This is a genomic window from Spirillospora sp. NPDC048823, from assembly GCF_043198445.1.
GTDB lineage: Bacteria > Actinomycetota > Actinomycetes > Streptosporangiales > Streptosporangiaceae > Spirillospora.
The window spans coordinates 149,941-174,795 of sequence record NZ_JBICUT010000010.1 but is presented as its reverse complement, the minus strand read 5'-3'; the positions used below and the strand labels follow the sequence as shown (position 1 = coordinate 174,795).

General features: G+C 70.3%; 17 protein-coding genes and 4 tRNA genes. 15 read left to right on the top strand and 6 right to left on the bottom strand.

What is annotated here, in order from left to right; genetic code table 11:
* Nucleotides 1-16: 16 nt before the first annotated feature.
* The 3 genes from ACGFK0_RS23380 to ACGFK0_RS23370 form a co-directional block, all read right to left on the bottom strand.
* Nucleotides 17-91 (bottom strand) — tRNA-Val (locus ACGFK0_RS23380).
* A gap of 31 nt (nucleotides 92-122) precedes the next feature.
* A tRNA-Cys gene (locus tag ACGFK0_RS23375) sits at nucleotides 123-193 on the bottom strand.
* A 40-nt stretch (nucleotides 194-233) separates the two neighbouring features.
* Nucleotides 234-305, bottom strand: a tRNA-Gly gene (locus ACGFK0_RS23370).
* Nucleotides 306-429: 124 nt separating this feature from the next.
* Here ACGFK0_RS23370 and ACGFK0_RS23365 point away from each other — a divergent pair.
* The 9 genes from ACGFK0_RS23365 (at nucleotide 430) to ACGFK0_RS23325 (ending at nucleotide 11,277) form a co-directional block, all read left to right on the top strand.
* A complete protein-coding gene (locus tag ACGFK0_RS23365) occupies nucleotides 430-1,134 on the top strand; it encodes an ArsR/SmtB family transcription factor (protein WP_392908011.1) in 705 nt (234 codons plus the stop codon).
* On the top strand, nucleotides 1,131-2,147 hold the full coding sequence (locus ACGFK0_RS23360) for a chorismate-binding protein (RefSeq protein ID WP_392908008.1): 1,017 nt from the start codon (nucleotides 1,131-1,133) through the stop codon (nucleotides 2,145-2,147). The genes ACGFK0_RS23365 and ACGFK0_RS23360 overlap by 4 nt, the downstream gene beginning before the upstream one ends.
* Before the next feature lie 7 nt (nucleotides 2,148-2,154).
* A complete protein-coding gene (locus tag ACGFK0_RS23355) occupies nucleotides 2,155-2,934 on the top strand; it encodes an aminotransferase class IV (RefSeq protein WP_392908271.1) in 780 nt (259 codons plus the stop codon).
* Between the two features lie 78 nt (nucleotides 2,935-3,012).
* The gene (locus tag ACGFK0_RS23350) at nucleotides 3,013-4,440 is read left to right on the top strand and encodes an extracellular solute-binding protein (protein WP_392908006.1); all 1,428 of its coding nucleotides are present in this window, start codon (nucleotides 3,013-3,015) and stop codon (nucleotides 4,438-4,440) included.
* Entirely contained in the window at nucleotides 4,412-5,374 is a 963-nt protein-coding gene (locus ACGFK0_RS23345) for a carbohydrate ABC transporter permease (protein WP_392908003.1), read from the top strand. Before ACGFK0_RS23350 ends, ACGFK0_RS23345 begins: the two co-directional genes overlap by 29 nt.
* Nucleotides 5,371-6,198, top strand: coding sequence for a carbohydrate ABC transporter permease (locus tag ACGFK0_RS23340; protein WP_392908001.1), 828 nt, complete (start codon nucleotides 5,371-5,373; stop codon nucleotides 6,196-6,198). The genes ACGFK0_RS23345 and ACGFK0_RS23340 overlap by 4 nt, the downstream gene beginning before the upstream one ends.
* Nucleotides 6,198-7,313 (top strand): ABC transporter ATP-binding protein, encoded by a 1,116-nt coding sequence (locus ACGFK0_RS23335; RefSeq protein WP_392907998.1) that lies wholly within the window; start codon nucleotides 6,198-6,200, stop codon nucleotides 7,311-7,313. Before ACGFK0_RS23340 ends, ACGFK0_RS23335 begins: the two co-directional genes overlap by 1 nt.
* Entirely contained in the window at nucleotides 7,310-8,506 is a 1,197-nt protein-coding gene (locus ACGFK0_RS23330; RefSeq protein ID WP_392907995.1) for a CehA/McbA family metallohydrolase, read from the top strand. The genes ACGFK0_RS23335 and ACGFK0_RS23330 overlap by 4 nt, the downstream gene beginning before the upstream one ends.
* Nucleotides 8,497-11,277, top strand: a complete 2,781-nt coding sequence (locus ACGFK0_RS23325; protein WP_392907992.1) for an alpha-mannosidase — start codon at nucleotides 8,497-8,499, stop codon at nucleotides 11,275-11,277. Before ACGFK0_RS23330 ends, ACGFK0_RS23325 begins: the two co-directional genes overlap by 10 nt.
* A gap of 5 nt (nucleotides 11,278-11,282) precedes the next feature.
* Here ACGFK0_RS23325 and ppgK read toward each other — a convergent pair whose 3' ends face one another.
* Both ppgK and ACGFK0_RS23315 read right to left on the bottom strand, forming a co-directional pair.
* A complete protein-coding gene (ppgK, locus tag ACGFK0_RS23320; protein ID WP_392907990.1) occupies nucleotides 11,283-12,056 on the bottom strand; it encodes a polyphosphate--glucose phosphotransferase in 774 nt (257 codons plus the stop codon).
* Between the two features lie 76 nt (nucleotides 12,057-12,132).
* On the bottom strand, nucleotides 12,133-12,342 hold the full coding sequence (locus ACGFK0_RS23315; protein WP_392907988.1) for a DMT family transporter: 210 nt from the start codon (nucleotides 12,340-12,342) through the stop codon (nucleotides 12,133-12,135).
* Nucleotides 12,343-12,527: 185 nt separating this feature from the next.
* On the opposite strand from ACGFK0_RS23315, the gene sthA reads away from it, so the two are divergent.
* Entirely contained in the window at nucleotides 12,528-13,931 is a 1,404-nt protein-coding gene (sthA, locus tag ACGFK0_RS23310) for a Si-specific NAD(P)(+) transhydrogenase (protein ID WP_392907986.1), read from the top strand.
* 1 nt (nucleotide 13,932) lies between these two features.
* On the opposite strand, the gene ACGFK0_RS23305 is transcribed toward sthA, so the two are convergent.
* On the bottom strand, nucleotides 13,933-14,346 hold the full coding sequence (locus ACGFK0_RS23305; RefSeq protein WP_392907983.1) for an SsgA family sporulation/cell division regulator: 414 nt from the start codon (nucleotides 14,344-14,346) through the stop codon (nucleotides 13,933-13,935).
* Between the two features lie 273 nt (nucleotides 14,347-14,619).
* On the opposite strand from ACGFK0_RS23305, the gene ACGFK0_RS23300 reads away from it, so the two are divergent.
* From ACGFK0_RS23300 to pglX, 5 genes are all read left to right on the top strand, one after another.
* On the top strand, nucleotides 14,620-15,045 hold the full coding sequence (locus ACGFK0_RS23300; RefSeq protein ID WP_392907980.1) for a TIGR02611 family protein: 426 nt from the start codon (nucleotides 14,620-14,622) through the stop codon (nucleotides 15,043-15,045).
* Between the two features lie 61 nt (nucleotides 15,046-15,106).
* Nucleotides 15,107-15,178, top strand: a tRNA-Val gene (locus tag ACGFK0_RS23295).
* Nucleotides 15,179-15,291: 113 nt separating this feature from the next.
* Nucleotides 15,292-16,002, top strand: coding sequence for a hypothetical protein (locus tag ACGFK0_RS23290; protein ID WP_392907977.1), 711 nt, complete (start codon nucleotides 15,292-15,294; stop codon nucleotides 16,000-16,002).
* Nucleotides 16,003-16,728: 726 nt separating this feature from the next.
* Nucleotides 16,729-21,156 (top strand): BREX system serine/threonine kinase PglW, encoded by a 4,428-nt coding sequence (gene pglW / locus ACGFK0_RS23285; protein ID WP_392907975.1) that lies wholly within the window; start codon nucleotides 16,729-16,731, stop codon nucleotides 21,154-21,156.
* A 59-nt stretch (nucleotides 21,157-21,215) separates the two neighbouring features.
* On the top strand, nucleotides 21,216-24,842 hold the full coding sequence (gene pglX / locus ACGFK0_RS23280; RefSeq protein WP_392907973.1) for a BREX-2 system adenine-specific DNA-methyltransferase PglX: 3,627 nt from the start codon (nucleotides 21,216-21,218) through the stop codon (nucleotides 24,840-24,842).
* The last annotated feature ends 13 nt before the right edge of the window (nucleotides 24,843-24,855 follow it).

The window sequence follows — 24,855 nt, the reverse complement described above, 5'->3', positions numbered from 1 at the left end:
CTGACCCGAGGTCATGTGGTGGGCGATACTGGGATTGAACCAGTGGCCTCTACCGTGTCAAGGTAGCGCTCTCCCACTGAGCTAATCGCCCGTCCGCGGCCTCCGGGGGAGGTGCGGTGTTGAGGTGGAGACGGGATTTGAACCCGTGTACACGGCTTTGCAGGCCGTTGCCTCGCCTCTCGGCCACTCCACCAGAAGGAGACCTTCTGGGTCATAGCCGAAAGGCCCCTCAGAGCGGAAGACGGGATTTGAACCCGCGACCCTCACCTTGGCAAGGTGATGCTCTACCCCTGAGCCACTTCCGCGTGCGCCCTGCGGCGACGGGGAAACCTTAGCGCGTCCGGGGCGGTTACCCAAACCGGGTTTCCGCGGCGGCGCGGCGGGACGCTTCGGCGGCGGTCGAAGTGCGGGGCGCTTAGAGTCGGGTGCATGGGCGCGGAGTATGTCCTGGATGTGGACTTTGTACCGGTCGCGGCGCTGCTGGCGGATCGGGCGCGGGCGGCGATGCTGACCGCGCTGCTGGACGGGCGGCCGCTCGCGGCGGGGGAGCTGGCGCGGACGGCGGGCGTGAGCGCGCAGACGGCGAGCGCGCATCTGGGCCGGCTCCTGGACGGCGGCCTCGTCACGGTCGTCAAGCAGGGGCGGCACCGGTACTACCGCCTGCGGGGGAGTGAGATCGCGCAGGTCATCGAGGCGTTGTCGCGGATCAGCCCGCCGGTCGAGGTGCGCAGCCTGAGGCAGTCGAGGGACGCCCGCCGGCTGCACGAGGCGCGGACGTGTTACGACCATCTGGCCGGCGAGGCCGGGGTGGCCCTGTTCGCGGCGCTGGTCGGCGGGGGGCTCATCGAGTCCGGCGGGCAGGACGCCTACGAGGTGACCGCGAAGGGTGAGGAGCGGCTGGAGGCGCTCGGCCTGGATGTCGCGGACCTGCGGAGGGCGCGGCGCCGGTTCGCCTGGCAGTGCCTCGACTGGACGGAGCGGCGCCCGCATCTGAACGGTGCGCTCGCGGCGGCGCTGACGGATCGGATGATCGAACTGGGCTGGTTCGAGCGGGGGACGACGCGGCGGGCCCTCCTGGTGACCGAGGCGGGGTACGCGGGCCTCGCGGATTCGTTCGGATGCGTGCTGGCGTGAACTTCGCATACGCCGGTGGTCTGCTGGCCACCGGTCTCCTGGACGTGACCAGTGACCCGGGGGCGCTGGATTCACGGGGCTGGTGGGCCGTGGTGGTGACCTATGAGGGGAAGGTCACGTGTGCCCGGTTCGAGAGTGTGAGACCGGCACCGCATCCGGGGGGTGTGTGGGCCGGGACAGGGGAGTGGAGCACGTCGCTGGACGAGGCCGCCTATGTGGCCGGTGTGGAGCGGATCCGGAGCGAGATCGCGGACGGTGTCGTCTACCAGGCCAACCTGTGCAGGATCTTGTCGGCGAGGCTTCCCGGCGGCGCGAGCATCGCCGGCTTGGGTGAAAGGCTCGCCACGGGGAATCCCGCGCCGTATGCGATGACGATCCGACTTCCCGGGCTGGAGGTCGCGTGCGCCTCGCCCGAGCTGTACCTGGCCCGGGACGGGGACGTGGTCGAGTCGCGTCCGATCAAGGGGACCGGGCGGACGGCGGCCGACCTGCTGCCCAAGGACGAGGCCGAGAACGTGATGATCGTCGACCTCGTGCGGAACGATCTGGGGCGGGTCGCCCAGGTCGGGTCGGTGGAGGTACCGGGCCTGTGCGAGGTGGAGGAGCATCCCGGGCTCGTCCACCTGGTGTCGACCGTCCGGGCGCGGGTCGGCCGGGGAGGGTGGCCCGAGTTGCTCACCGCGACGTTTCCTCCCGGTTCGGTCACCGGCGCCCCGAAGTCGAGTGCGCTGAAGCTGCTGGAAGAACTCGAACCCGTCCCCCGGGGGCCGTACTGTGGGGCCATCGGCTGGGTGGACGCGGACTCCCGGCGCGGCTCCCTCGCGGTGGGCATCCGGAGTTTCTGGGCGGAGGGCGGCCTGCTCCGGTTCGGCACCGGCGCAGGCATCACCTGGGCGTCCGATCCGCTCCGCGAGTGGCGTGAGACCGAGCTGAAGGCGGCTCGGCTTTTGGAGGTGGCTTCCGGTGACGGAGCAGGCCAGGATCTGGCTGAACGGGGAACTGCTCGACCCTGAGCGGGCGATGGTGTCGGTCTTCGACCACGGCATGCTCGTCGGTGACGGGATCTTCGAGACGGTGAAGGCGGCGAACGGGGAGCCGTTCGCGCTGACCCGCCATCTGCGGCGGCTGGCCCGCTCGGCGGCGGGTCTCGGCCTGCCCGAACCCGATCACGACGTCCTCGCCCAGGGGACGCTGGAGGTGCTGGCCGCGGCGCCGAAGTGGCCGCTGGCGCGCATCCGCATCACCTACACCAGCGGCCCTGGCCCGCTCGGCTCGGCCCGCGGCGACGCCGGGCCGACCGTGTCGATCATCGTGGGGCCGCAGGACCCGTTCCCGGCGACGGCGGACGTGACGGTCGTGCCGTGGCCGCGCAACGAGCGGGGCGCGCTGTCCGGCCTCAAGACCACGTCGTACGCGGAGAACGCCCTCGCCCTCGCCTACGCCAAGGAGCGCGGCGGCGGCGAGGCCGTCTTCGGCAACACCGCCGGGAACCTGTGCGAGGGGACGGGGAGCAACATCTTCGTCGTCCTGGGCGGCCGGCTCGTCACGCCGCCGCTGTCGTCCGGCTGCCTGGCCGGGGTGACGCGCGCGCTGACGCTGGAGTGGTGCGGCGGCGAGGAGGAGGACCTCGCGCTGGACGACCTGTACCGGGCGGACGAGGCGTTCCTGACGTCCACGACGCGGGACGTCCAGCCGATCCGCGCCGTGGACGGGACGGTCCTCCCGGCCGCGCCGGGCCCGATCACGGCGAAGGCGATGGAGGCGTTCGCGGCCCGTTCCGCCGAGCTGATGGACCCCTGACAGAAAATGATCTCCGGGGTCTTTACGTGATCGAATTCTTCGTTCACGTTGAGGGTGACGCTTGTAGGAGGTCACCCCATGGGCTCATCCAGTAGGGACTTCTCCAGGAGGCGGATCGGCGCGGCCGTCGCGCTCGTGTCGGCGGGCGCGATGCTCGCCGGGTGCGGCGGCGGCGGGTCCCCGGCGGATCCCGACCGGAACAAGGACGCCGAGAGCTTCTCCCTGACGATCACCCGGAACGCGATCGAGGGCGGCAAGAACACCGAAGAGGCGGAGTGGATCACCAAGACGGTGATCCCGGGGTTCGTCGCCGCGCAGAAGGCGAAGGGCGTCACCGCGAAGGTGACGTTCCGCGGTCAGGGCGTGGACGACGAGGCGTACAAGACGAAGCTGGCGCTCGACCTGAAGTCGAAGTCGGGCGCCGACATCATGGACGTCGACGGCATCTGGGTCGGCGAGTTCGCGCAGGCCGGCTACATCAGGCCGCTGCCGGAGGTCGTGGGCTCCCCGGCCACCGCCTGGGACGGCTGGACGCAGATTCCTGGAGCGGTCCAGAAACTGGCGACGTTCGAGGACCGGCGGTACGGGATCCCGCCCGCGACCGACGGCCGGCTCCTGTTCTACAACAAGAGGCTGTTCGAGCGGGCCGGTCTCCCCGCCGACTGGCAGCCCGAGAGCTGGCCGAACATCATCGCGGCGGCGCAGGCGCTCAAGAGGCTCCCGGGCGTGACGCCGATCCAGCTGAACGCGGGCACCGCGATGGGCGAGGCGACCACCATGCAGGGCGTGCTGCCGATGCTGGCCGGCGCGGGCGCCGAGATCTACGCGGACGGCAAGTGGACGGGCGGCGGCCCGGCCCTCACGAAGGTCCTCGACCTGTACGCGCAGATCTACGGCGGCGACGGCCTCGGCGACCCGAAGCTCCAGCAGGAGGCCAAGGGGCGCGACAAGTCGTTCGAGGAGTTCGCCGCCGGGAAGATCGGGATCCTGGCGGAGGGCGACTACTTCTGGCGCGACGTCATCAATCCCGAGACCGGCGTCGCGAAGATGAAGACCCGCGACCAGGACGTCGGCTACGCGCTGATTCCCGCGATCGCCCCGGGCAGGGGCGTGCGCGGGCAGTCGTTCGTGAGCATGTCGGGCGGCTCGGTGACCGTGCTGAACCCGAACACCGACTATCCGCAGCAGGCGTTCGAGCTGCTGGCCTTCATGAACTCCCCTGAGATGATCAAGGCGCGGACGGCCGGGACGCCCGAGATCACGTCCCGCGCGGACGTGAACAAGGAGATCCTCGCCGGCGACCCGTTCCTGACGTTCGTGTCGGAGAAGGTGCTGCCCGTCACGTCCTACCGTCCGGGCCTCGCGGTGTATCCGCAGGTGTCGACGGCGCTGCAGGAGGCCACGGCCGCCGTGGTGTCGGGCAGGAGACCGGCGGAGGCCGCCGCCGAGTACACGGGGAAGCTCGAAGGGGTCGTCGGTGGCGCCGCCAACGTCGCCCCGCGCTGACGTCCCGCCACGCCGCGCCGGCCCGTCCACGCCGTCCGCCCCGGACGACGCGGCAGGGCTGGGACGGGGGCGTGCCGCCGCGTTCGTCGCGCCGGCGCTGGTGCTCGTCGCGGTGTTCCTCGTGTTCCCCGCGCTCTGGACGCTGTACCTGGGCGCGACCGACTACCGGCTCACGGGCATCGCGGCGAGCGATCCGCGGTTCGTCGGCGTGGACAACTACGCCGGCGTGCTCACCGACGAGGACTTCCACCGGTCGCTGTGGCTGACGCTGCAGTTCGTCGTCGGGTCGGCGGTGATCGGGCAGACCGTCCTGGGGTTCACGATCGCGTGGGTGCTGCGCGACCGGTCGGGGCCGGTGCGGCGCCTGGTCGAGGGGCTGGTCCTGCTCGCGTGGATCCTGCCGTCCTCGGTCATCGCGTTCCTGTGGATCGCCCTGCTCGACCGTGACGGCGGCACGCTCAACGCGCTCCTCGGCACGCCCGGCACGGCATGGCTGCTCGACCATCCCATGGCGTGCATCATCGTGTTCAACGTCTGGCGCGGGACGGCGTTCTCGATGATGCTCTACGGCGCCGCGCTCGGAAACGTTCCACCGTCCCATCTGGAGACCGCGCGCCTCGCCGGCGCCTCGACGTTGCAGACGCTGCGGGACGCGGTGTTCCCGCGCATCCGCGGGCATGTCCTGACGAGCCTCCTGCTGATCAGCCTGTGGACGTTCAACGACTTCACCCCGTTCCTGATCACGGCGGGCGGCCCGGACGGACGCTCGGAGATCATGTCGGTGTACGTGTACCGGGCGGCGCTCGGCGACGGCCGGCTCGGGTTCGGCGCCGCGATCTCCCTGATCATGATCCTGATCAACCTGGCGATCGCGCTGCTCTACCTGCGCGCGCTGCGCGCCCGCAACCGCCCGCCCGAGGAGGCGGCCGCGTGAACGAGACCGTGCGGGAGGTGCTGCGCAGGATCGGGCTGGCCACGTTCGTCTCGGCCGTCCTCGGCTTCTTCGCGCTGCCGCTGCTCTGGCTGGCCTTCGCGCCGTTCGACGCGAACCCGGGCATCTCGGCGTCGCTGCCCGAGTTCACCCTGGACAACTTCAGGGTCCTGATGGACAACCCGTACGCGCTCGCGTCGCTCCGCAACTCGGTGCTGCTCGCCGCCGGGACGGCCGCGTTCGTGGTGACGGCCGCGGCGCTCGCGGCGTACGCGCTGAGCCGCGTCCGCGTGCCCGGACGGGACGCGCTCCTCTACGTCCTGCTCCTGCTGTCGTCCATCATCACCGGGACGGCCGCGATGGTGCCGATCTTCCTGCTGGCCTTCAACCTGAACCTGATCGACTCGCGGCTCGGCGTGATCCTGGTGCTGACCGGCGGGCTGCTCCCGGCGGCGATCTTCCTGCTGAAGGACTTCACCGACGCCACGCCCACGTCCTACGAGGAGGCGGCGCGGGTGTTCGGGGCGTCGCCGCTGCAGATCCTGCGGCACGTCGTCGTCCCCGTCATCCGGCCGGGCCTCGCCACCGTCACGGTGTGGACGGTCGCGCAGGTGTGGGGCGACTTCCTGATGCCGTTCCTCCTGCTGCGCGACCCGGACAAGGCCCCCGCCTCGGTGATCATGTACACGTTCTACACCGAGGGCGGCCAGCCGGACCTGGCCCTGATCTCCACGTTCTCGCTGCTGTACGCCCTGCCGGTCGTGCTCATGTACCTGTTCGTGAGCCGCCGGTACGGCTTCCGCTTCCACGGAGGGATCAAGCGCTGATGGCGGCCATCACGATCCGGGAGCTGACGAAGGTCTATCCGGGCGGTGTGCGCGCCCTGGACGCCCTCGACCTCGACGTGGCGGACGGCGAGTTCTTCGCGCTGCTCGGCCCGTCCGGCTGCGGGAAGACGACGCTGCTGCGCACCGTCGCGGGCCTGGAGACGGCGACCGGCGGCACGATCGGTCTCGGACGCAGGGACGTGACGCGCCTTGCGCCGGGGCGGCGCGACGTCGGCATGGTCTTCCAGGACTACGCGCTCTTCCCGCACATGACCGTCCTGGACAACATCGCCTACCCGCTGCGCATCAAGAGGCGGCCCCGCGCCTTCAGGAACCGGGACGCATCCGAGGCCGCCCGGCAGTTGGGGCTCGAAGGGCTGGAGCGGCGCCGCCCGGGGGAGCTGTCGGGCGGGCAGCAGCAGCGTGTCGCCCTGGCCCGCGCCCTGCTTGCCGGGCCGGAGATCCTTCTGCTGGACGAGCCGCTGTCCAATCTCGACGCGCGGCTCAGGCTGGAGGCCCGGACGTTCCTCAAACGGTTCCAGTTCCGTCTAGGCGTCACCACGGTGTTCGTCACTCACGACCAAGCGGAGGCGCTCGCCCTGGCCGACCGGATCGCGGTCATGGAGGACGGGCGCATCCGCCAGATCGGCACGCCGGTCGAGGTGTTCCGGCGTCCGGCGAACCTGTTCGTGGCGTCGTTCATCGGCTCGACGCCGATGAACCTCCTGCCCGGGACCGTCCAGGGCGGGTGCGTCGCGGTCGCGGGGGCCGAACTGCCCGTCCCGGAGGAGGCGCGGGGCCGGGTCGCCGATGGCGAGCCCGTCGTGTGCGGCGTGCGCCCCGAGTACATGAACTATGGGCAGGAACCGGTGGACGGGGCGTTCCGCGGGACCGTGTCGGTCGTGGAGCACCTGGGCGGGTCGTCGCTGGTGACGCTGGACGTGGAAGGGGAGCCGGTGTCCGTCGTGGTGGGGGAGGACTTCGACGTCCCGCACGGCGCCGAGGGATGGGCGCTGCCCCGTCCTGAACGGGTACTCCTCTACCGTGACGGCGAGCTGGTGACGGGATCGGAGCGGACGAGCGCGCCGCTGACCAAGGACGGGGAACCCGCATGACGGTGCATCGGGGCCGGTGGAGCCTGGAGGACCGCCTGGAACAGGGGCTCCGCGAACTGCCCTTCGACGTCCCGCCCGGAACGGCGTCGGTCACGGTGGAACTGGCCTACGACGGAGGTGTCATCGACCTGGGCTGCCACGGCCCGGACGGGTTCCGCGGCTGGTCCGGAGGGGCGCGCAGCCGGTACACGGTGAGCGCCGAGTGGGCGACGCCCGGGTACCTGCCGGGGGAACTCGAACCGGGCACCTGGCACGTCTGGCTCGGCCTGCACCGGATACCACCGGACGGCGTCCCGTACGAGGTGACGGTCACCACGTCGGGAACGCCCGCGGCCCCTCCCGCCGGCCCGCTCCCACCCCGCCCGGAACGCCCGCCGCGCCGGGACCTCCCCGCCCCGGACGGGATGCGGTGGCTCGCCGGCGACCTGCACTCCCACACCGTCCACAGCGACGGGACGCTCACCGTTCACGAACTGGCGTGCCTCGCCGCGTCGTCCGGGCTGGACTTCCTCGCCGTGACCGATCACAACACCGTCAGCCACCACCCCGAACTCCCCGCCGCCGCCGCGCACGCCGGGGTCGTCCTGCTGCCCGGCCAGGAGGTCACCACCGACCTCGGGCACGCCAACGTGTTCGGCGACACCGGCTGGGTCGACTTCCGGCGTCCGAGCGCCGACTGGGCCGCGTTCGCCGGCGCCCGCGGCGGGCTGATGTCGATCAACCATCCGCTGAGCGGCGACTGCGCCTGGCGCCACCCCCTGCCGGAAGTGCACCGGCCCCGGTTCGCCGAGATCTGGCATCCGTCCTGGTGGGACCGGCGCTGGGGTGCCCCGCTGGCCTGGGCGGACCTGTGGCGGCCCGGCGGCGTCGTCCCGCTCGGCGGCAGCGACTTCCACGACCCGGCGCAGCACCGGGGCCTCGGCGAGCCCGTCACCTGGGTCCTCGCGGAGGGGGACGACGTGCTCGGCGCGCTCGCGGCAGGCCGGACATCGGTCTCCGCCGCCCCCGGCGCGCCCGTCCTGCTCCGCGCCGGGGACGAGCTGATCGCGATCGGCGCGGACGGAGCCGTTCTCGTCCGCCCCGGCGGGAGACGCACCGCCGTCCGGGGGGACCATGTCCGGATGGCGGCGGACGGTACGGGAATGCACCGCCTGGAGACCCACGAGAACGAGGTGATCGCACTGTGCGGGTGAACACGGGCCGGGGGAACACGGGCCGGGGGAACACGGGCCGGGGGAACACGGGCCGGGCGGAGGAGCCCGGCCGGATCGTCGTCGTCCCCCACACCCACTGGGACCGTGAGTGGTACCTGCCGTTCCAGCGTTTCCGGCTCCGGCTGGTGTCGCTGCTCGACGGCGTCATCGGCGGCATGGAGGCCGACCCGCGCTGGCACTTCACGCTGGACGGGCAGATGGCCGCCGTCGACGACTATCTGGAGATCCGGCCCGAACGGCGCGAACGGGTCGCCGCGCTCGTCCGGGAGGGCCGCCTCGCCGTCGGGCCCTGGCAGATCCTCCACGACGAGTTCCTGTGCTCAGGGGAGAACATCGTCCGGAACCTGGAGCTCGGGATGCGGCGCGCCGAGGAGCTGGGCGCCACGATGATGGTCGGCTACCTGCCCGACCAGTTCGGGCATTGCGCGCAGACGCCGCAGATCCTGAAGCTCGCGGGGATCGAGCACGCGTGCGTATGGCGCGGCGTCCCCGGCGAGGTCCGCGCCAGTGCGTTCGCGTGGGAGGCGCCGGACGGGACGGCGATCCGCACGCAGTACCTTCCCGAGGGCGGCTACGGCAACGCGGCGTCGATGTTCGAGGAGTTCGCGGACGGCGCGTCGCTGCTGCCGGGCCGCGCCGCCGGGTTCGCCGAGTCGATGGGCCGCTGGTATCCGCGCGGCGGCCCGCTGCTGGCCATGTACGGCGCCGACCACACCGCGCCCGCCCCCGACCTCGCCGACCGGGTCGCCGAAGCCGGGCTCGGCATGCGCCTGGACACCCTCGCCGGCTACTTCGCGGAACAGGACCCGTCCGTGGACGGCCTGCCGCGCGTCCGCGGCGAGCTGCGGTCGCACGCCCGCGCCAACATCCTGCCCGGCGTGCTCTCCGCCCGCGTCCGGCTCAAGCAGATGATGGGACGCGCCGAGCGGCTCGTCGAACGGTACGCCGAGCCGCTGACCGCCCTGTGGTACGCGGGCGACGCGCAGATGTTCCTCGACCTTGCGTGGCGGCGGCTGATCGAGGTGAGCTGCCACGACTCGGTCACCGGCTGCGGCAGCGACGAGACCGCCGAGCAGGTCGCGGCGCGCATGGCGGAGGCCGAGCAGCTCGGCCGCGCCGTCTGCGACCTCGTCACCGCCGAACGCGCCGCCTCCGTGCCGCTCGGCTCCCACCTGGTGTTCAACCCGTCCCCGGCGCCCCGCACCGGCCTGGTCACGCTGGACGTCCCGTCCGACGGCGAACCCGGCCTGGTGACGGGCGACGGGCGGCCGGTGCCCGCCCAGACCCTGGAGATCGCGCCGACCGTCCTGGACGACGCCGTCCACCCGGCCTCCCGGCTCCCGATCGTGCTGGAGCGGGTGTACGGCCGGGTCCTGTTCGGGCAGGAGATCCGCGACTGGTCGGTGTCGCGGGAGGACCGCACGCTCACCTTCCACGTGACGTCCCGCGCCGGCGTCCCGTTCGACATCGGCGACGTGCGGGAGGCCCTGCGCGATGCGGACGGGGACTGGCGCGTCCGCATCCTGGCCGACCCGCGCCGCACCGTCGCCGCGCTCGTGGACGTGCCCGCACTGGGCCTGACCACCGTCCAACCCGTGCAGGCGCCCGGCGGTGCACCGGACTCCGCCCCGGTCAGGGCCGAGGGGAACGTCCTCGACAACGGCCTGCTGCGCGCGCAGGTGCACGACGACGGCACGCTCGGGCTGCGCACACCGTCCGGCCACGTCGTCGAGGGCGTCGGCCGGATCGTCGACGGCGGCGACCTCGGCGACTCCTACAACCACGCCCCGCCCGCCGCCGACCGGCTCGTCGGGGACCCCCTGTCCGTGGACGTCGAACCCGTCTGGAGGGGGCCGCTCCTCGCCGCCTACGACATCGTCCGGACGTACCGGTGGCCCGCCTCGGGAGACGTGCCCGGCGACGCCCGCTCGGCCGCCGAGGAGGACGTGACCGTCACCACCCGCGCCGAACTGCGCGCGGGCGAGCCGTTCCTGCGGTTGCGCGTCACGTTCGACAACCGCTGCGAGGACCACCGCGTCCGGCTGCACATGCCGCTGCCGCGCCGGGCCGGCGCGTCGTTCGCCGAAGGGCAGTTCGCGGTCACCGAGCGGGGCCTGACGGCCGAGGGCGGATTCGGGGAGCGCCCCGTCCCCACGTTCCCCGCGTCCGGGTTCGTCGCCGCCGGCGGGCTCGCCGTCCTGCTCGACCACGTCACCGAGTACGAGATCGTCGACGGCGGGCGGGAGATGGCGCTCACCCTGCTGCGCTCCATCGGCTACCTGTCGCGGGACCGCAACGCCTACCGCGACCAGCCCGCCGGGCCGCAGATCCCGACCCCGCAGGCCCAGTGCCGCGGCGAGCGGACCGCCGAACTGGCGGTCATGCCCTGTGACGGCGGGCGTCCCGGCACCGACGTCCTGCAGGCCGCCGAGGCGTACCGGCACGACTTCCTCACCGGCGCCGGATACGGTCACGCCACCGTGCCCGCCCCGCCGTCCCGGGAGGGCGTCGCGATCACGGGCGACGGCGTGGCCATGACCTCGCTGCGGACCCGCGACGGCTGGATCGAGACCCGGATGGCCGCCCAGCACGCCGAACCGGCCACGGCCGTCCTGCACGGCCCGTTCACCGAGGCCACCCGCGTCGACCTGCGCGGACGTCCAGGCATACCCCTGGACGTCCACGACGGCACGGCCACGCTGGCGCTACGACCCGGGGAGATCGCGACCGTCCGGCTCAGAAAATCCTGAACCCCTCAGCGCGCGGCCTCGGCGGTCTCCACCGGATGCGCGGCGGCCGCCGCCATCGCCGCGCCCACGATGCCCGCGTTGTTCACCAGCCGCGCCGGGACGATCTCCGCCCGCACCCCCTTGATCAGCGGGACGAAGTGCTCGGACCGCTTGCTCACCCCGCCGCCCACGATGATCAGCGACGGGGAGATCAGCGCCTCCAGGTGCGCCATGTACTCGCTGAGCCGCCTGGCCCACTTCTCCCAGCTGAGCCCCTCCTCGTCGCGCGCCTTCGCCGACGCCCGCACCTCGGCGTCCTTGCCGCCGATCTGGATGTGCCCGAACTCGGTGTTCGGGACGAGGACCCCGTCGGTGAACAGGGCGCTGCCGATGCCCGTCCCCAGCGTGAGCAGGACGACGGTGCCGCGGCGGCCGCGTCCCGCGCCGAGCCGCATCTCCGCGACCCCCGCGGCGTCGGCGTCGTTGAGCAGCGTGATCTCCCGTCCGGTCACGTCCGCGAGCAGGGACGCCGCGTCCGTCCCGAGCCAGCGCCTGGACACGTTCGCCGCCGACATGGCCACGCCGTCGATGACCACACCGGGGTAGGTGACGCCGACCGGGCCGTCCCAGCCGAAGTGCTCCACGACCTCGGCGACGACCTTCGCGACCGCCTTCGGCTTCGACGGCCGCGGCGTGCCGACCCGGAACCGGTCGCGGGTGAACGAACCGTCCGAAAGGTCGACCGGCGCCCCCTTGATCCCCGAGCCGCCGATGTCGATACCCAGCATCTCCTTGGTCATGACCCCACTCTGCCCCAACCCGGCGGCCCTCAGACGCCACCCTCGGCCGTCCCTCCTCGTGCCGGCTCTCCTCGCGTCAGCTCTCCACGGCCTGCAGGCCGATCACGCCGATGACGATGAGCGCCAGGCAGAGCAGCCGGGCCGGCGACGTGCCCTCGTTGAAGAACAGCGCCACCGACAGGCCGATGAAGGTGGGCCAGAATCTCGTGAACCCGTCCGGCTGCTTGAGCGCGACCGCCCACACCAGCTCCATCATCGAGGCGATCAGCAGGAACACCCAGGCCATCACGCCGTGTACCCCCCGTCCACCGCGATCGACGCACCGGTCACGAAGGCGCCGCCGGGGCCCGCCAGATGTGCGGGCCCGGACACGCTCACCGAAGGCCTGCTCATCCGTCTGCCCGGATGAATAGTGATTCATCCAGCTGAATCCCTTATCCCGACCACGGCCGTGCCGTCAGACTGGGGGACGTGACTGACTACGATCTTCTCGTCCTCGGCTCCGGCCCCGGTGGGCAGCGCGCGGCCATCGCCGCGGCCAAGCTGGGCCGCAAGGTCGCCATCGTGGACCGCCGCGACATGATCGGCGGCGTCTGCATCAACACCGGGACGATCCCGTCCAAGACGCTCCGCGAGGCCGTCCTCTACCTCACCGGCCTCAACCAGCGCGAGCTGTACGGCCAGAGCTACCGGGTCAAGGACGACATCACGGTCACCGACCTCGGCATGCGGACCCGGCACGTCATCGGCCGCGAAACCGACGTCGTCCGCAGCCAGCTCGCCCGCAACCGCGTCACCGTGCTGCCCGGCAGAGGCCGGTTCCTGGAGCCCAACACCATCGGGATCTCCAGCGTCGGCGACCGCGAGCAGAAGGTCACCGCCGACCGCATCGTGATCGCGACCGGCACCCGCCCCGCGCGCCCCGACACCGTCGACTTCGACGACCGGACGATCATCGACTCCGACGGCATCATCAACATGGACCGCATTCCCGAGACCATGGTCGTCGTCGGCGCCGGCGTCATCGGCATCGAGTACGCCTCGATGTTCGCCGCCCTCGGCACCAAGGTCACTGTCGTCGAACGCCGCGAGCGGATGCTGGACTTCTGCGACCTGGAGATAATCGAGGCGCTCAAATACCACCTGCGCGACCTGGCCGTCACGTTCCGGTTCCGCGAGACCGTCGCGTCCGTCGAACGGATGCAGAACGGCGCGATCACCGTCCTGGAGAGCGGCAAGCGCATCCCCGCCGACACCGTCATGTACTCCGCGGGCCGGTACGGCATGACCGACGACCTCTGCCTGGACGCCGCCGGCCTGTCCGCCGACAACCGCGGCCGCATCAAGGTGGATGACGCCTACCGCACCGAGGTCCCGCACATCTACGCCGTCGGCGACGTGATCGGCTTCCCGTCCCTCGCCGCCACGTCCATGGAACAGGGCCGGCTGGCCGCCCACGACGCCTGCGGCGAGCCCGTCTCCGAGATCCACGAGACCCAGCCCATCGGCATCTACACGATCCCCGAGATCAGCTTCGTCGGCCGCACCGAGGACGCCCTCACCGAGGCCAAGGTCCCCTTCGAAGTGGGAGTGTCCCGGTACCGCGAACTGGCCCGCGGCCAGATCATCGGCGACTCCTACGGGATGCTGAAACTCCTAGTCTCCCCCGACGACCGCCGCCTTCTCGGCGTCCACGTCTTCGGCACCGGCGCCACCGAACTCGTCCACATCGGCCAGACCGTCATGGGCTGCGGCGGCACCGTCGACTACCTGGTCAACGCGGTCTTCAACTACCCCACGCTGGCCGAGTCCTACAAGGTCGCCGCCCTGGACGCGATGAACAAGATGCGCCACATCGCCCGCCTCTCCGAATGACCTACGACGGCCAGAGAAGATTCTCGAGCTCCGCGTCGATGTCGATGAACTCGCTCTCCTCACCCGCGGGCACGGCCTGGTAGGTGCGGTGCAGGAAGTCGGCCAGCGGCGACAGCGGCACCTCGAACAGCGCGTCACCGAACGGGGACGACAGCGAGATGTGGAGAGTGCCGTCGTCGGCGCCCGGCCAGACCTCCACGTCCCCGTCCCCGACCTTGCGCACGATGCCGACCGTCAGGAGCTCACGAGCGAAGATCCACTCCACCGGCTCGTCGTCGCCCACATAGAACGCCATCCGGATCGCGTACGGGTCGTCGGCCGCGTACTCCAGCCCGGCGAGCAGGGGCACGGTCGTGCGGTCGGGGACGACGAGACGAAGGCCCAGCTCTGCTGAGACGGTGGTGCTGCTGTTCATGGCCATTCCCTCTAACGTCGGTCCCGCTGGCTCGCGGGCGGCCGGTGAGTGGTTCCCTCTACCCGGACATCCCCGCGATCTATGACGCCTAACTGCCTGATCTCGGCCGAACATTCCGGCGTCCCCGGCGTTTGTGATCCATCTCACCGTAGCAAAACGAGCGTCTGACCTGCGCAAAAGCGAATCTTTCGGGCCTCAGTGCCCCCCATGTGGGGGGATCGGCGCGGTAATCTACCGTCTCGGGCGGCCGATCTACTGGCTTGGGGTAAAACCGTGACGATCAAACAGGAAACAGAAGCCCGTCCGGAGGGGCCGGGCCGTCGCCACCGCTTCCGCGAGCGCGTCCGGCGCAACCCGCTCCTGAACACCGCCTGGCGAGCGGGCGTCTTCACCATCGGCTCGACCGTCCTCATCGGCGGCCTGATCATGATGGTCACCCCCGGCCCCGGCCTGGTCGGCATCGTCGTCGGCCTCGCCATCCTCGCCACCGAGTTCGCCTGGGCCCAGCGAGCCCTCCACCGCGCCAAGACCGCCGCCGACCGCGCCAAGGAAAAGGCCTTCGACCCCCGCAAGCGCCGCCGCAACCTCATCCTCGGCGCCGCGACCACCATCCTCGTGGCCGCCGGCCTGGGCGCCTACCTCGCCCTCTACGGCCTCGAGCTTCCCTGGAACATCGAGGACCCCACCTTCTGGACCTGACGCCTGCGCGAGGCGGCCCCAACATGCGCTAGAGTTTCCGACGTCGGACCCAGGTCCGCAAGGGCGATTAGCTCAGTGGGAGAGCGCTTCGTTCACACCGAAGAGGCCACTGGTTCGAACCCAGTATCGCCCACCCAGGTCATCAGCCACTTCCGTTAGCGGAGGTGGCTGGTCTGCGTCCCCCCGCCTGACCAACTGCCTGACACACCCCCCGACGCCCCGGGAAGCTTGAAAGGTTCATTCACGGTGGGAAACCCTGCGACGCTGCTAGCGGAGATGTTGGCTCAGTGGGATGTTCCGGGTGGTTACACCGCAGAGCGTCAGCGTGGCGACCTCAACGCTTTGAGCGTTGAGTTCTGGAAGAAGCATGCGCATGCGGTCGAGCTGCTGCGCGAGGTCGAGAGGGAAATCTCGGCGCTCGAAGCAATCGGCCGTAACGTCACGTCGCTTCGGGCTGCTGTCCCGCACTGGTACCGAGCGGTCTTCGCCGTGTCGACTCCATGGGGGACGAACAACCAGGTAGTGAGGCGTGTTATCGATCCTCGCGACCTTGCTCAATTGCAGGTACTGGGGCAGTGGATCGATGATCGTGAAGCGGCACCCGCCATGCTAGCGGACGAGATTGAGGCAATCTCGAATTCACTAGTCGAAGCCACAAGCCTTGTTAATGAATCGGACACGCTCCCTGCAGTGTCCAAAGGCTACCTATTGGCGCTCATTAATGAGGCGCAGACATATCTTTCGAGCATCGAAGAATACGGAACGGTGCAGGTTCGAAAGGTGACGTTCGAGCTTAGTGGTGCAATGTTCTCCTGTGCGGCATCATTCCAAGAGCAGGAAGAACAACGGCGCTGGGGAGCGGCTGCTTGGGGCATTATGGGTCGTGTAGGTGGTGTGGCGGGGTTGGCTGCTATAGGCGGAGTTGCCGGAGAAGTTGCCAAAACCATCGTTAGTTGATTAGGGGGAGACCACGTCAGCGTGTGGTCTCCCCCTAACGGCGACGGGGAACAACTGCTCTCACGGGCACGAGACGGGGGCGGTGCCGCCCGGTCGAGGAGGTTACCTGCGGACCCGAGTCGCCTGCCGGTCGGACTGGAACCGCTCGTGGGCCGGAAGCCGGGCTGGGGCGTGACACTGCCCGCCAAGGCATCCCGCGCCACCGCTGCTGCATCGGGCACTACGCCCCCGGATTCTGGATCGCGCCCGATCCGGCTTCTGACCGCGACCGCATTGTTGCTGCGACGAAATCCTTAGGATTCCCATTTCTTGCCCTGCGCTCAGAACCAGTGCGGTACCGGCGGTCGGCTCGCCACGCTGTCGGGCAGAGACTCCGAGTCAGGAAACAGCTAACCCGTGAATCCAGCCTCGCTCTTTCGGTCGCAGCGGCGGGTGATCTGCGCTGGCCAGGTGTGCTCAAAGACAGCGAACTCTAGCCCGGCGCCGCCCGAATGCCCTTGACTGAATGGCTGGTCGACTCAGGGTTCCGCGCCGGTCCGGTGTCGGTCCAAGGCTCCGGTGCAGGCGGACGTCTGGGGGCGCGTGGGGGATTACGGGGCGTGGGTGGCCGGTATCTGACACGGGCGCGGGCCGAAAACGCCCCAGGGCAGGGGTGGGGCGTCGGTAGGATCTAGGCTCGCCCAGGCACGGCGGGCGGGCGTGGGCAGTGCGGGGAACGGAGGGGTGATGGCGGGGTCCTCCAGGCCGGTTCCGAGGCCGCCGAGGCCCGTCCAGCGGTGGTTCCAGGAGCGGCCCTCCGACTACGCCTGGGAGCAGGAGGGGCTCGACCATGTCAAGGCGCTGTTGCCGAACGTGGAGCCGTACCGGGCGTGGGCGCTGTTCTCGTTCGTCGCCCCGTCGGGCCGGGTGCACGAGTGCGACCTGTTCGTGGCGGCGCCCGGCGGGCTGTACCTCGTCGAGCTGAAGGGGCATCCGGGACGTGTCGCCAACAACGGGGCGACGTGGAGGTTCCAGGGCCCCGACCGGCCGAGGACGCTCCGCAACCCGCTCCCGCTGACCGACTGGAAGTCCAAGGAGCTGAAGGAACGGCTGATCTGGGCCGCAAAGGACCTGGGGTTCTTCAGCGTCCGGGTCCCGCGGATCGAGCCCGCGGTGTTCCTGTCCGCCCCCGACCTCGTGTCGGAGCTGGACGAGGTCCAGCGCACGCGGGTGTACGGACGCGACGACCGGGAGACGGGCCTCGCCCGCATCTGGACCGACCTGCTGGGACGCCCGCCGGAGCGGGAGCACCGGAGGGTCGCCGAGGACTTCTCCAAGCGGCTGCCGCAGATGCTGGACCGGATCGGCATCACCCACTCCACGGCGCATCTGCGGTTCGGGGACGAGTGGCGCATGCAGCCGAGCGTGCTGGAGGCCGGGCCGAGGTGGGAGGACCGGCTGGCCGAGCGGCACGACATGGTGCACGAGGAGGGCCGCGTCCGGATCTACCTGGTGAACCGGCAGGCGACCGACGAGGCGCGACGGACGGTCGACCGGGCGGCGCGCCGCGAGTACCAGGTGCTGCAGGGCATCAACCATCCGGGCATCGCGCAGGCCGTGCAGATCCGAGAGCACCAGGGCGGCTCGGCGATCCTGTTCCGCCACGACCACCGTGACCTGCGCCTGGACTCCTATCTGGACGTGCACGGGGCGTCGCTGACGCCGGAGACGCGGCTGGCGCTGGTGCGGCAGCTCGCCGAGGCGGTCCGGTACGCGCACAACCGGTCGCTGTACCACCGGGCGCTGTCGGCGCGGTCGGTGTACGTGTCGGCGCGCGACGACGGGTCCCGCCCGGTGCTGCGCATCATCGACTGGCAGACGGCGGCGCGCGACTTCGACACCGCCACCCCGATGACGATCGGCCAGTCCACCCTGGACGCCGAACTGGTCGACGAGGCGGCGCTGGTCTACCTGGCGCCCGAGTTCGACCAGCCCTACCCCGACCCGGTGGACCTGGACGTATTCGGCGTCGGCGCCATCGCCTACCTGATCCTCACCGGGCGGCCGCCCGCCCCCGACCGCGCCACCCTGATCGATTCGCTCCGCGACGCGGGCGGGCTGCATCCGTACGGGGTCGCGGACGGTCTCGGCGACCGGCTCGACCGCCTCGTCTTCGAGGCCACGCAGGGCGTCCCGGCGAACCGGCTGGAGTCGGCGGACCGCTTCCTGGCGGAGCTGGACGCCGCCGAGCAGGACGCCGCGGTCCCCGAGGACGCCCTCACCGGCGGCTGGGAGGGCACCGACCCGCTGACCGCGATGCCGGGCCAGATCGTGGACGGCGACACCGAGGGGCTGTGGCGCGCCGAGCGGGTCCTCGGCTCCGGCGCGACGTCACGGGCGCTGCTGGTGCGCCGCGACACCGACGACGAGGACGGCGCCCAGAACGGTCACGGCCAAGCCCCGGAGCGGGTCCTCAAGGTGGCCCTGGACGAGGCGAAGGCGGGCCGGCTGGCCGCGGAGGCGGAGGCCCTCGCCAAGGTCGGCGGCGGCGCGATCGTGCGGCTGCTGGGCGGCCCCCGGCAGCTCGCCGACCGCACCGTCCTGGACCTGGAGTTCGCCGGTGACCGCACCCTCGCCGCCGTCCTGCACGACGACGGCAAGCTCACCTACCACCAGCTCGAACGGTTCGGCCGTGACCTGTTCCGCGCGCTGGACCAGCTCGTCGCCAAGGGGGTGCGGCACCGCGACCTGAAGCCGGAGAACTTCGGGGTGCTGCGGCGCGCGGACCGCACGTGGGAGCTGAAGCTGCTCGACTTCTCCCTCACCGACGTGTCGGACCGCGACCCGACGGCGGGCACCCGCGGCTACCTCGACCCGTTCCTGGGCACGCCGAGCCGCCCCGATTTCGACGACCACGCCGAGCGGTACGCGGCGGCGGTGACGCTGCATGAGATGGCGTCGGGGGAGCGGCCGAGGTGGGGCGACGAGCGCTCCGACCCCCGCACGGGCGACGACCCGTACCCGTACCTGTCGGCGGAGCTGTTCGAGCCGGCGCTGCGCGACGGGCTCACCGCGTTCTTCCGGCGCGCCCTGCACCGGGACGTGTCGGAGCGGTTCGACACGTTCGCGCAGATGGAGGCCGCCTGGCAGGACGTCTTCCGCAGGGCGGACGCGACGGCCCCGGCGACGACGCAGGAGACCCTCGCCGGCGGCGACGCCGAGCCGGGGCTCGGGCCGGAGGAGCTGAAGGCCGCCCGGGACATCGCGGCGGACGCGGCGACCACGGAGACCCCGCTGATCGCGGCGGGGCTGTCGCCGCGCGCGGTGGCGGTCGCGGCGGGCTTCAACGCCACGACGGTCGGGCAGCTCCTGGACGTCCCGCAGTACCAGATCGCCAAGGCGCGCGGCGCGGGCGCGATCGCGAAGAAGGAGCTGAACCGGCGGCACCGGCAATGGACCGCGGCGCTGCGCCCGCACTCCCGCCCGGGACGGGAGCCGGGGGACGAGGCGGTCGCCGGCCCGTCGGCCGCGGCACCGGCGGGGGAGCAGCGCGCCGGGACGCGCGTGGACGACCTCGCGGCGATGCTCGTCCCCGCCGACGAGCGCCGAGGCTCCCGCAAGGGGGAGACGCTGCGGCGGCTGCTCGGCCTCCCCGACGCGGACGGTTCCGTCCCGGACGAGCCGTGGCCGACGCAGAGCACCGTCGCGAAGGCGGCGGGCATCACGCAGGCGACGGTGTCGCGGCACCACAAGGAGGCCATCGAGCGGTGGGCGGCGGCCGCGCGGCTGGCGCCCGTCCGCGACGAGGTGGTGAACCTGGTGCGCAACCTTGGCGGCATCGCGACCGCCGCCGAGCTGGCGGACCTGCTGCGCGTCCGGCACGGCGCGGCCGACGCGCCGCCGGAGGTGACCGCGGCCCGGTCGCTGGCCGTCGTCCGCGCCGCCGTGGAGGCGGAGGCGTTCACCGGCGGGGACGGCGACGACGGCCGCGAACCCCGCCTGGACCGGGTCCGGCGGGGGCGGCATGTCCTGGTCGCGCTGGAGTCGCTGCCGGGCACCGAGGATCCGACGCCCGCCGAGCTGTCCGACTACGCCGCCGCGCTCGGCGCCCGCGCGGACGAGCTGGCGCGGCAGGACCCGCTGCCCGGCGGCGCCGAGGTGATCCGCGCCCTGCGCGACGTCGACCCGCCGGACGGCATGGCGCCGCTGTCGGACACCCGCCTGGTCCGCCTCGCCTCCGGTGTCGCCGAGGACGCGCTGGCCTCCCCGACGCTCCAGCTCTACCCGCGCGGCCTGGACCTGGCGCGGGCGCTGCGGCTGTCGCAGGCCGGCGCGGGCGTCCGCCACCCGCAGGGCGTCGCGCTGCGTGACCTGATGACGAAGGTCAGCGCCCGGTTCCCCGACCTGGACGCCTACACGCCCCCGCCCACGTACGTGGACGTTGAGGACGCGCTGGCGGAGGCGGGGTTCCCGCTGGTGTACGACCAGGCCGCCGAGCGGTTCTTCCCTCCGGCGCCGGTGCGGCCCCGGACGCCGTCCAGCAGCACCACCGCGACCCGCCTCGGCGCCGGGCTCGGCGCCCCCGGCGAGGGCCCGGCCGACATCGCGGACGCCAGGCTCGCCGAGGCCGCCCGCCAGGGCGGGTTCCTCGCGCTGACGGTCCACCTGAAGCGGGCCGCGGGCGTCGCGGACGCGATCGCCGCCGCGTACCCGGTCGTGGCGGTGAACTTCGCGGACGTGTTCCTCGCCGAGTTCCGCGCGCTGGCCGAGGAGCACGGCGCCGACTGGGGTCAGGTGCTCCGCGCGGACGAGCGTTTCACCCGCACCGGGCAGTTGCCGGGCGGGCTCCGCTCGTTCGTCGTCCGCGTCCTGGACCGCACCGGGCGGCGGCTCCTCGACCGCGCCGCCCCGCCCCGGACGGTGCTGTTCGTCCACAACGCGGGCCTGCTCGCCCGGTACTTCGACATCGGCGGGCACGACCTGCTGACGGGCCTGCAGAACTCGGCGCGCCGCGCGTCGGACGTCCCGCACGGGCTGTGGCTGCTGTGCCCGTCGGAGGCGCCGCGCACCACCCCGAACCTCGACGGCCGGACGGTCGAGGCGATCGGCACCAACGAGTGGACCGTTCTGGACAAGGCTTTTGTCGCCCGCCTGCGCGGCGGCCAGGCCGCTTGACCGGCCGGCAGCACGACCCGTACACAAGACCGCACGACCGAGCGAGGGGACTGTAACGAGTGAGCGTGGACAAGGCGGCCCTGCTGAAGGACCTCCGCAAGCAGGTCACCGCACTTGAGGACGACCTGCGCGCCTACACCGAGCCGGGGCAGCGGTTCCACGCCAAGCTCAAGGGCGAGTACGACCGCGCCCGCGACGCCCAGCGCACCGCATTGGGGTTCGGGCAGTGGCGGGACGACCGCGTCACCCAGGCCGCCGTCGCCTGGATCCTCGCGACCGTGTTCGTGCGGTTCTGCGAAGACAACGACCTCATCGCCGAGCCGTGGATCGCCGGCCCCGGCGACCGCCTCGCCGAGGCCGATGAGCGTCACCAGCAGTTCTTCCGCGAACACCCGGACAAGAACGACCGGGACTGGCTGATCGCCGCCTTCGACCACCTCGCCGCCACGAACGAGACCGTCGCGGGCCTGTTCGACCGCGACCACAACCCGCTGTGGGAAATGGAGCCGTCCTACGAGCAGGCGGCGGAGCTGCTGAAGTTCTGGCGCCGCCTCGACCCGGACGGCCGGATCGTCCACGACTTCACGGATAAAGAGGACCTGGACACCCGCTTCCTCGGCGACCTCTACCAGGACCTCTCCGACCACGCAAAGAAGACGTACGCGCTCCTCCAGACCCCCGAGTTCGTTGAGGAGTTCATCCTCGACCTCACGCTCGAACCGGCCGTCGAGGAGTTCGGACTCGAACCGCCCTGGAAGCACAAGCCCGCCGGATGGCCCGGCGACGAGCCCGTGGTGCATGGGCTCCGCACCATCGACCCGGCCTGCGGCTCCGGCCACTTCCTCCTCGGCATCTTCCGGCGCCTCCTGGACAAGTGGGAGGCCCACGCCCCGGGCCTCGACCGCTGGACGCGCATCCGCCGCGTGCTGGAATCCGTCCACGGCTGCGACAAGAACCCCTTCGCCGCCGAGATCGCCCGCTTCCGGCTGCTCGTCGCCGCCCTCCACGCCGCAGGCGAAACCCGCCTCGACACCGCCCCGGCTTTCCCCATCAACGTGGCGGTAGGCGACTCCCTCCTCCACGGCCGAGGCGCCGAAATCGAGACGGGAATGCTCTTCGGTAGCGACGAGCAGTTCACTTATGCCACGGAGGACGTGAAGGAGTACGCGAAGCGCTGCGACCTGCTCGGCGTGGAGTCCTACCACGTGGTCGTCGCCAACCCGCCCTACATCGTCGCGAAGGACAAGCAGGAGAACGAGAACTACCGCGCCTACAGCGCCGCCTCCGGTAGGTACGCGCTTTCTGTTCCATTTGCGCAACGAATATTCGAGTTGGCTATCCGTGTCGGTGGGGCTGATCGTGCAGCCGGTTTCACTGGTCAGATAACGGCCAACTCATTTATGAAGCGCGAGTTTGGAAAACTTCTTGTTTCTTGGCTTTACGAGCAGGTCGATCTGACCCATGTCATCGATACGTCAGGTGCATACATTCCCGGCCATGGAACTCCCACGATTATCCTGGCTGGACGTAACCGTACTGCCCTGACAAGTGACCCTGTCCGGGCCGTTTTGGGTATCCGTGGTGAACCCGTCCAACCCGCAAACGCCGCTGAGGGTGCCGTTTGGGTCGCCATTACTCGGCAGTACCGTCAGCCGGGTAGCGAATCTGATTGGGTTGCCGTGAGCGATATTGCTCGCCAAGATTTCGCAGCTCATCCCTGGACGCTAAGTGGTGGCGGTGCGCGTGAGGTAGCTGATCAAATGGCAGCCGGAAAGGCAACTCTCGCTCAAGAAATAGAATTGCCCATTGGGCGAGCAGTGCGAGTTGGTGCGGATGAGGCCTATGTTCGCCCGACAAGATTTCCATTGCAGAGGAGGATCGATCCACGTCATGCTAGGCTACTAATGGTGGGTGAAGTAGTGCGTGACTGGAGCTCCCACCCTCAAGAATGCATCATCTATCCCTATGGTACACACGTGGTCCTCCCCACGTTGGAGAAGGAGCTTTTCCCGTGGAGGACAGTTCTTGCTGCTCGTCGAACCTTTCACGGGGACATGGCTGATGCGAAACTCCAATGGTTTGACTACATGCAACACACCTCGTCGGCCTACAGGACGCTAACGTCGATTGTGTATGCCGAAGTTGCCACCCACAATCATTTCGTGCTTGACCGAGGTGGGCGAGTTTTCAAGCAAACCTCTCCGGTTATCAAACTTCCAGAGGGGGCGCGAGAAGAGGATTATCTCGCACTGCTGGGATTGTTGAACTCCTCTGCGGCATGTTTCTGGCTGAAGCAAGTCAGTCACAATAAGGGTGGCCAGGGAGTGAATGAGGGGTTTAAGTCCCAAGAATGGGAGCGCTTTTATCAGTTCGGTGCAGCAAAAATACAGCGACTTCCGTTGCCGGCGGAGTATCTGACGCATCTAGTGATTGCACTTGATGAGCTGGGTACGAAAAAGGTCCTCAATCTAGAGCAAGATTACGTTCCGACACGCTCAAGCCTCGATCATTCGGGTGCCGTGAGCCTTTCGAAGAAGCAACGAATGGTTGCGTTGCAGGAGGAGTTGGACTGGAAATTCTACGGCTCCTATGGCCTGCTCAGCGCGGAGGACGTGGCACGAGCCACGATGCCGGACGTCGAGACCTTGCCAGAGGTGCAGTTGGGGGAGCGGGCGTTCGAGATCGTTATGGCGCGACGCCTGACAAGTGGTGACCGCGATGAGTGGTTCGTTCGTCACGGATCCAAGCCGGTTGCGGAGATTCCGGAGAGGTGGCCGGAGGAGTATCGGGGGGTGGTGCAGGCTCGCATCGACCTGATCGAGAAGCTGCCCAGGGGTATTGGGCTGATCGAGCGGCCGGAGTACAAGCGGCGGTGGGCGACCGAACCTTGGGAGAAGAAGGAGAAGGTTGCGCTCCGCAACTGGATTCTCGATCGGTGTGAGCGTGAGGATCTCTGGTTCGGGCTGCGTGATGGGTTCAAGCAGCCGCGCACGCTGACGGTTAACCAGCTTGCGGACCAGTTCAAGGATGACGCGGACATGCAGAGCGTGGGCGCCCTGTATGCGTCCGACCACATGAAGAAGCGTGATCTTCCGTTGGCGAAGGTGCTGGCCGAGGTCATTGCGGACGAGCACGTGCCGTATCTCGCTGCGCTCCGCTACAAGGACACCGGCCTGCGCAAGCGTGAGGAGTGGGAGCACGTCTGGGAACTTCAACGCGAGGAGGACCGGACGGGGAAGCGGCTCGACATCGCGGTCCCTCCGAAGTATGCGCCGAAGGACTTCCAGAAGAACTCGTACTGGTCGCAGCGCGGGAAGCTGGACGTGCCGAAGGAGCGGTTCATCTCGTATCCCGGGGCGAGCCCGGACGCGGATGACACCTTGCTCCTCGGGTGGGCCGGCTGGGATCACAAGGATCAGGCGCAGGCCCTCGCCAACCTCGTCAACGACCGGGCCGAGGTCGGGGCCTGGGGTGTGGAGAAGCTGACGCCGTTGCTGGCCGGGCTGCTTGAGGTGCTGCCGTGGGTGAAGCAGTGGCACGGCGAGGAGGACCCCGAGTGGGGCGGCGTTCCGGCCGAGGAATTCGAGGCGTTCCTCAACGAGCAACTCGCTCGATACGAGCTGTCGGAGCAGGATCTCAACAAGTGGCGTCCGGCCGCTAAGACGCGAGGACGTAAGAAGGCGTGACGCGTCCCTGACG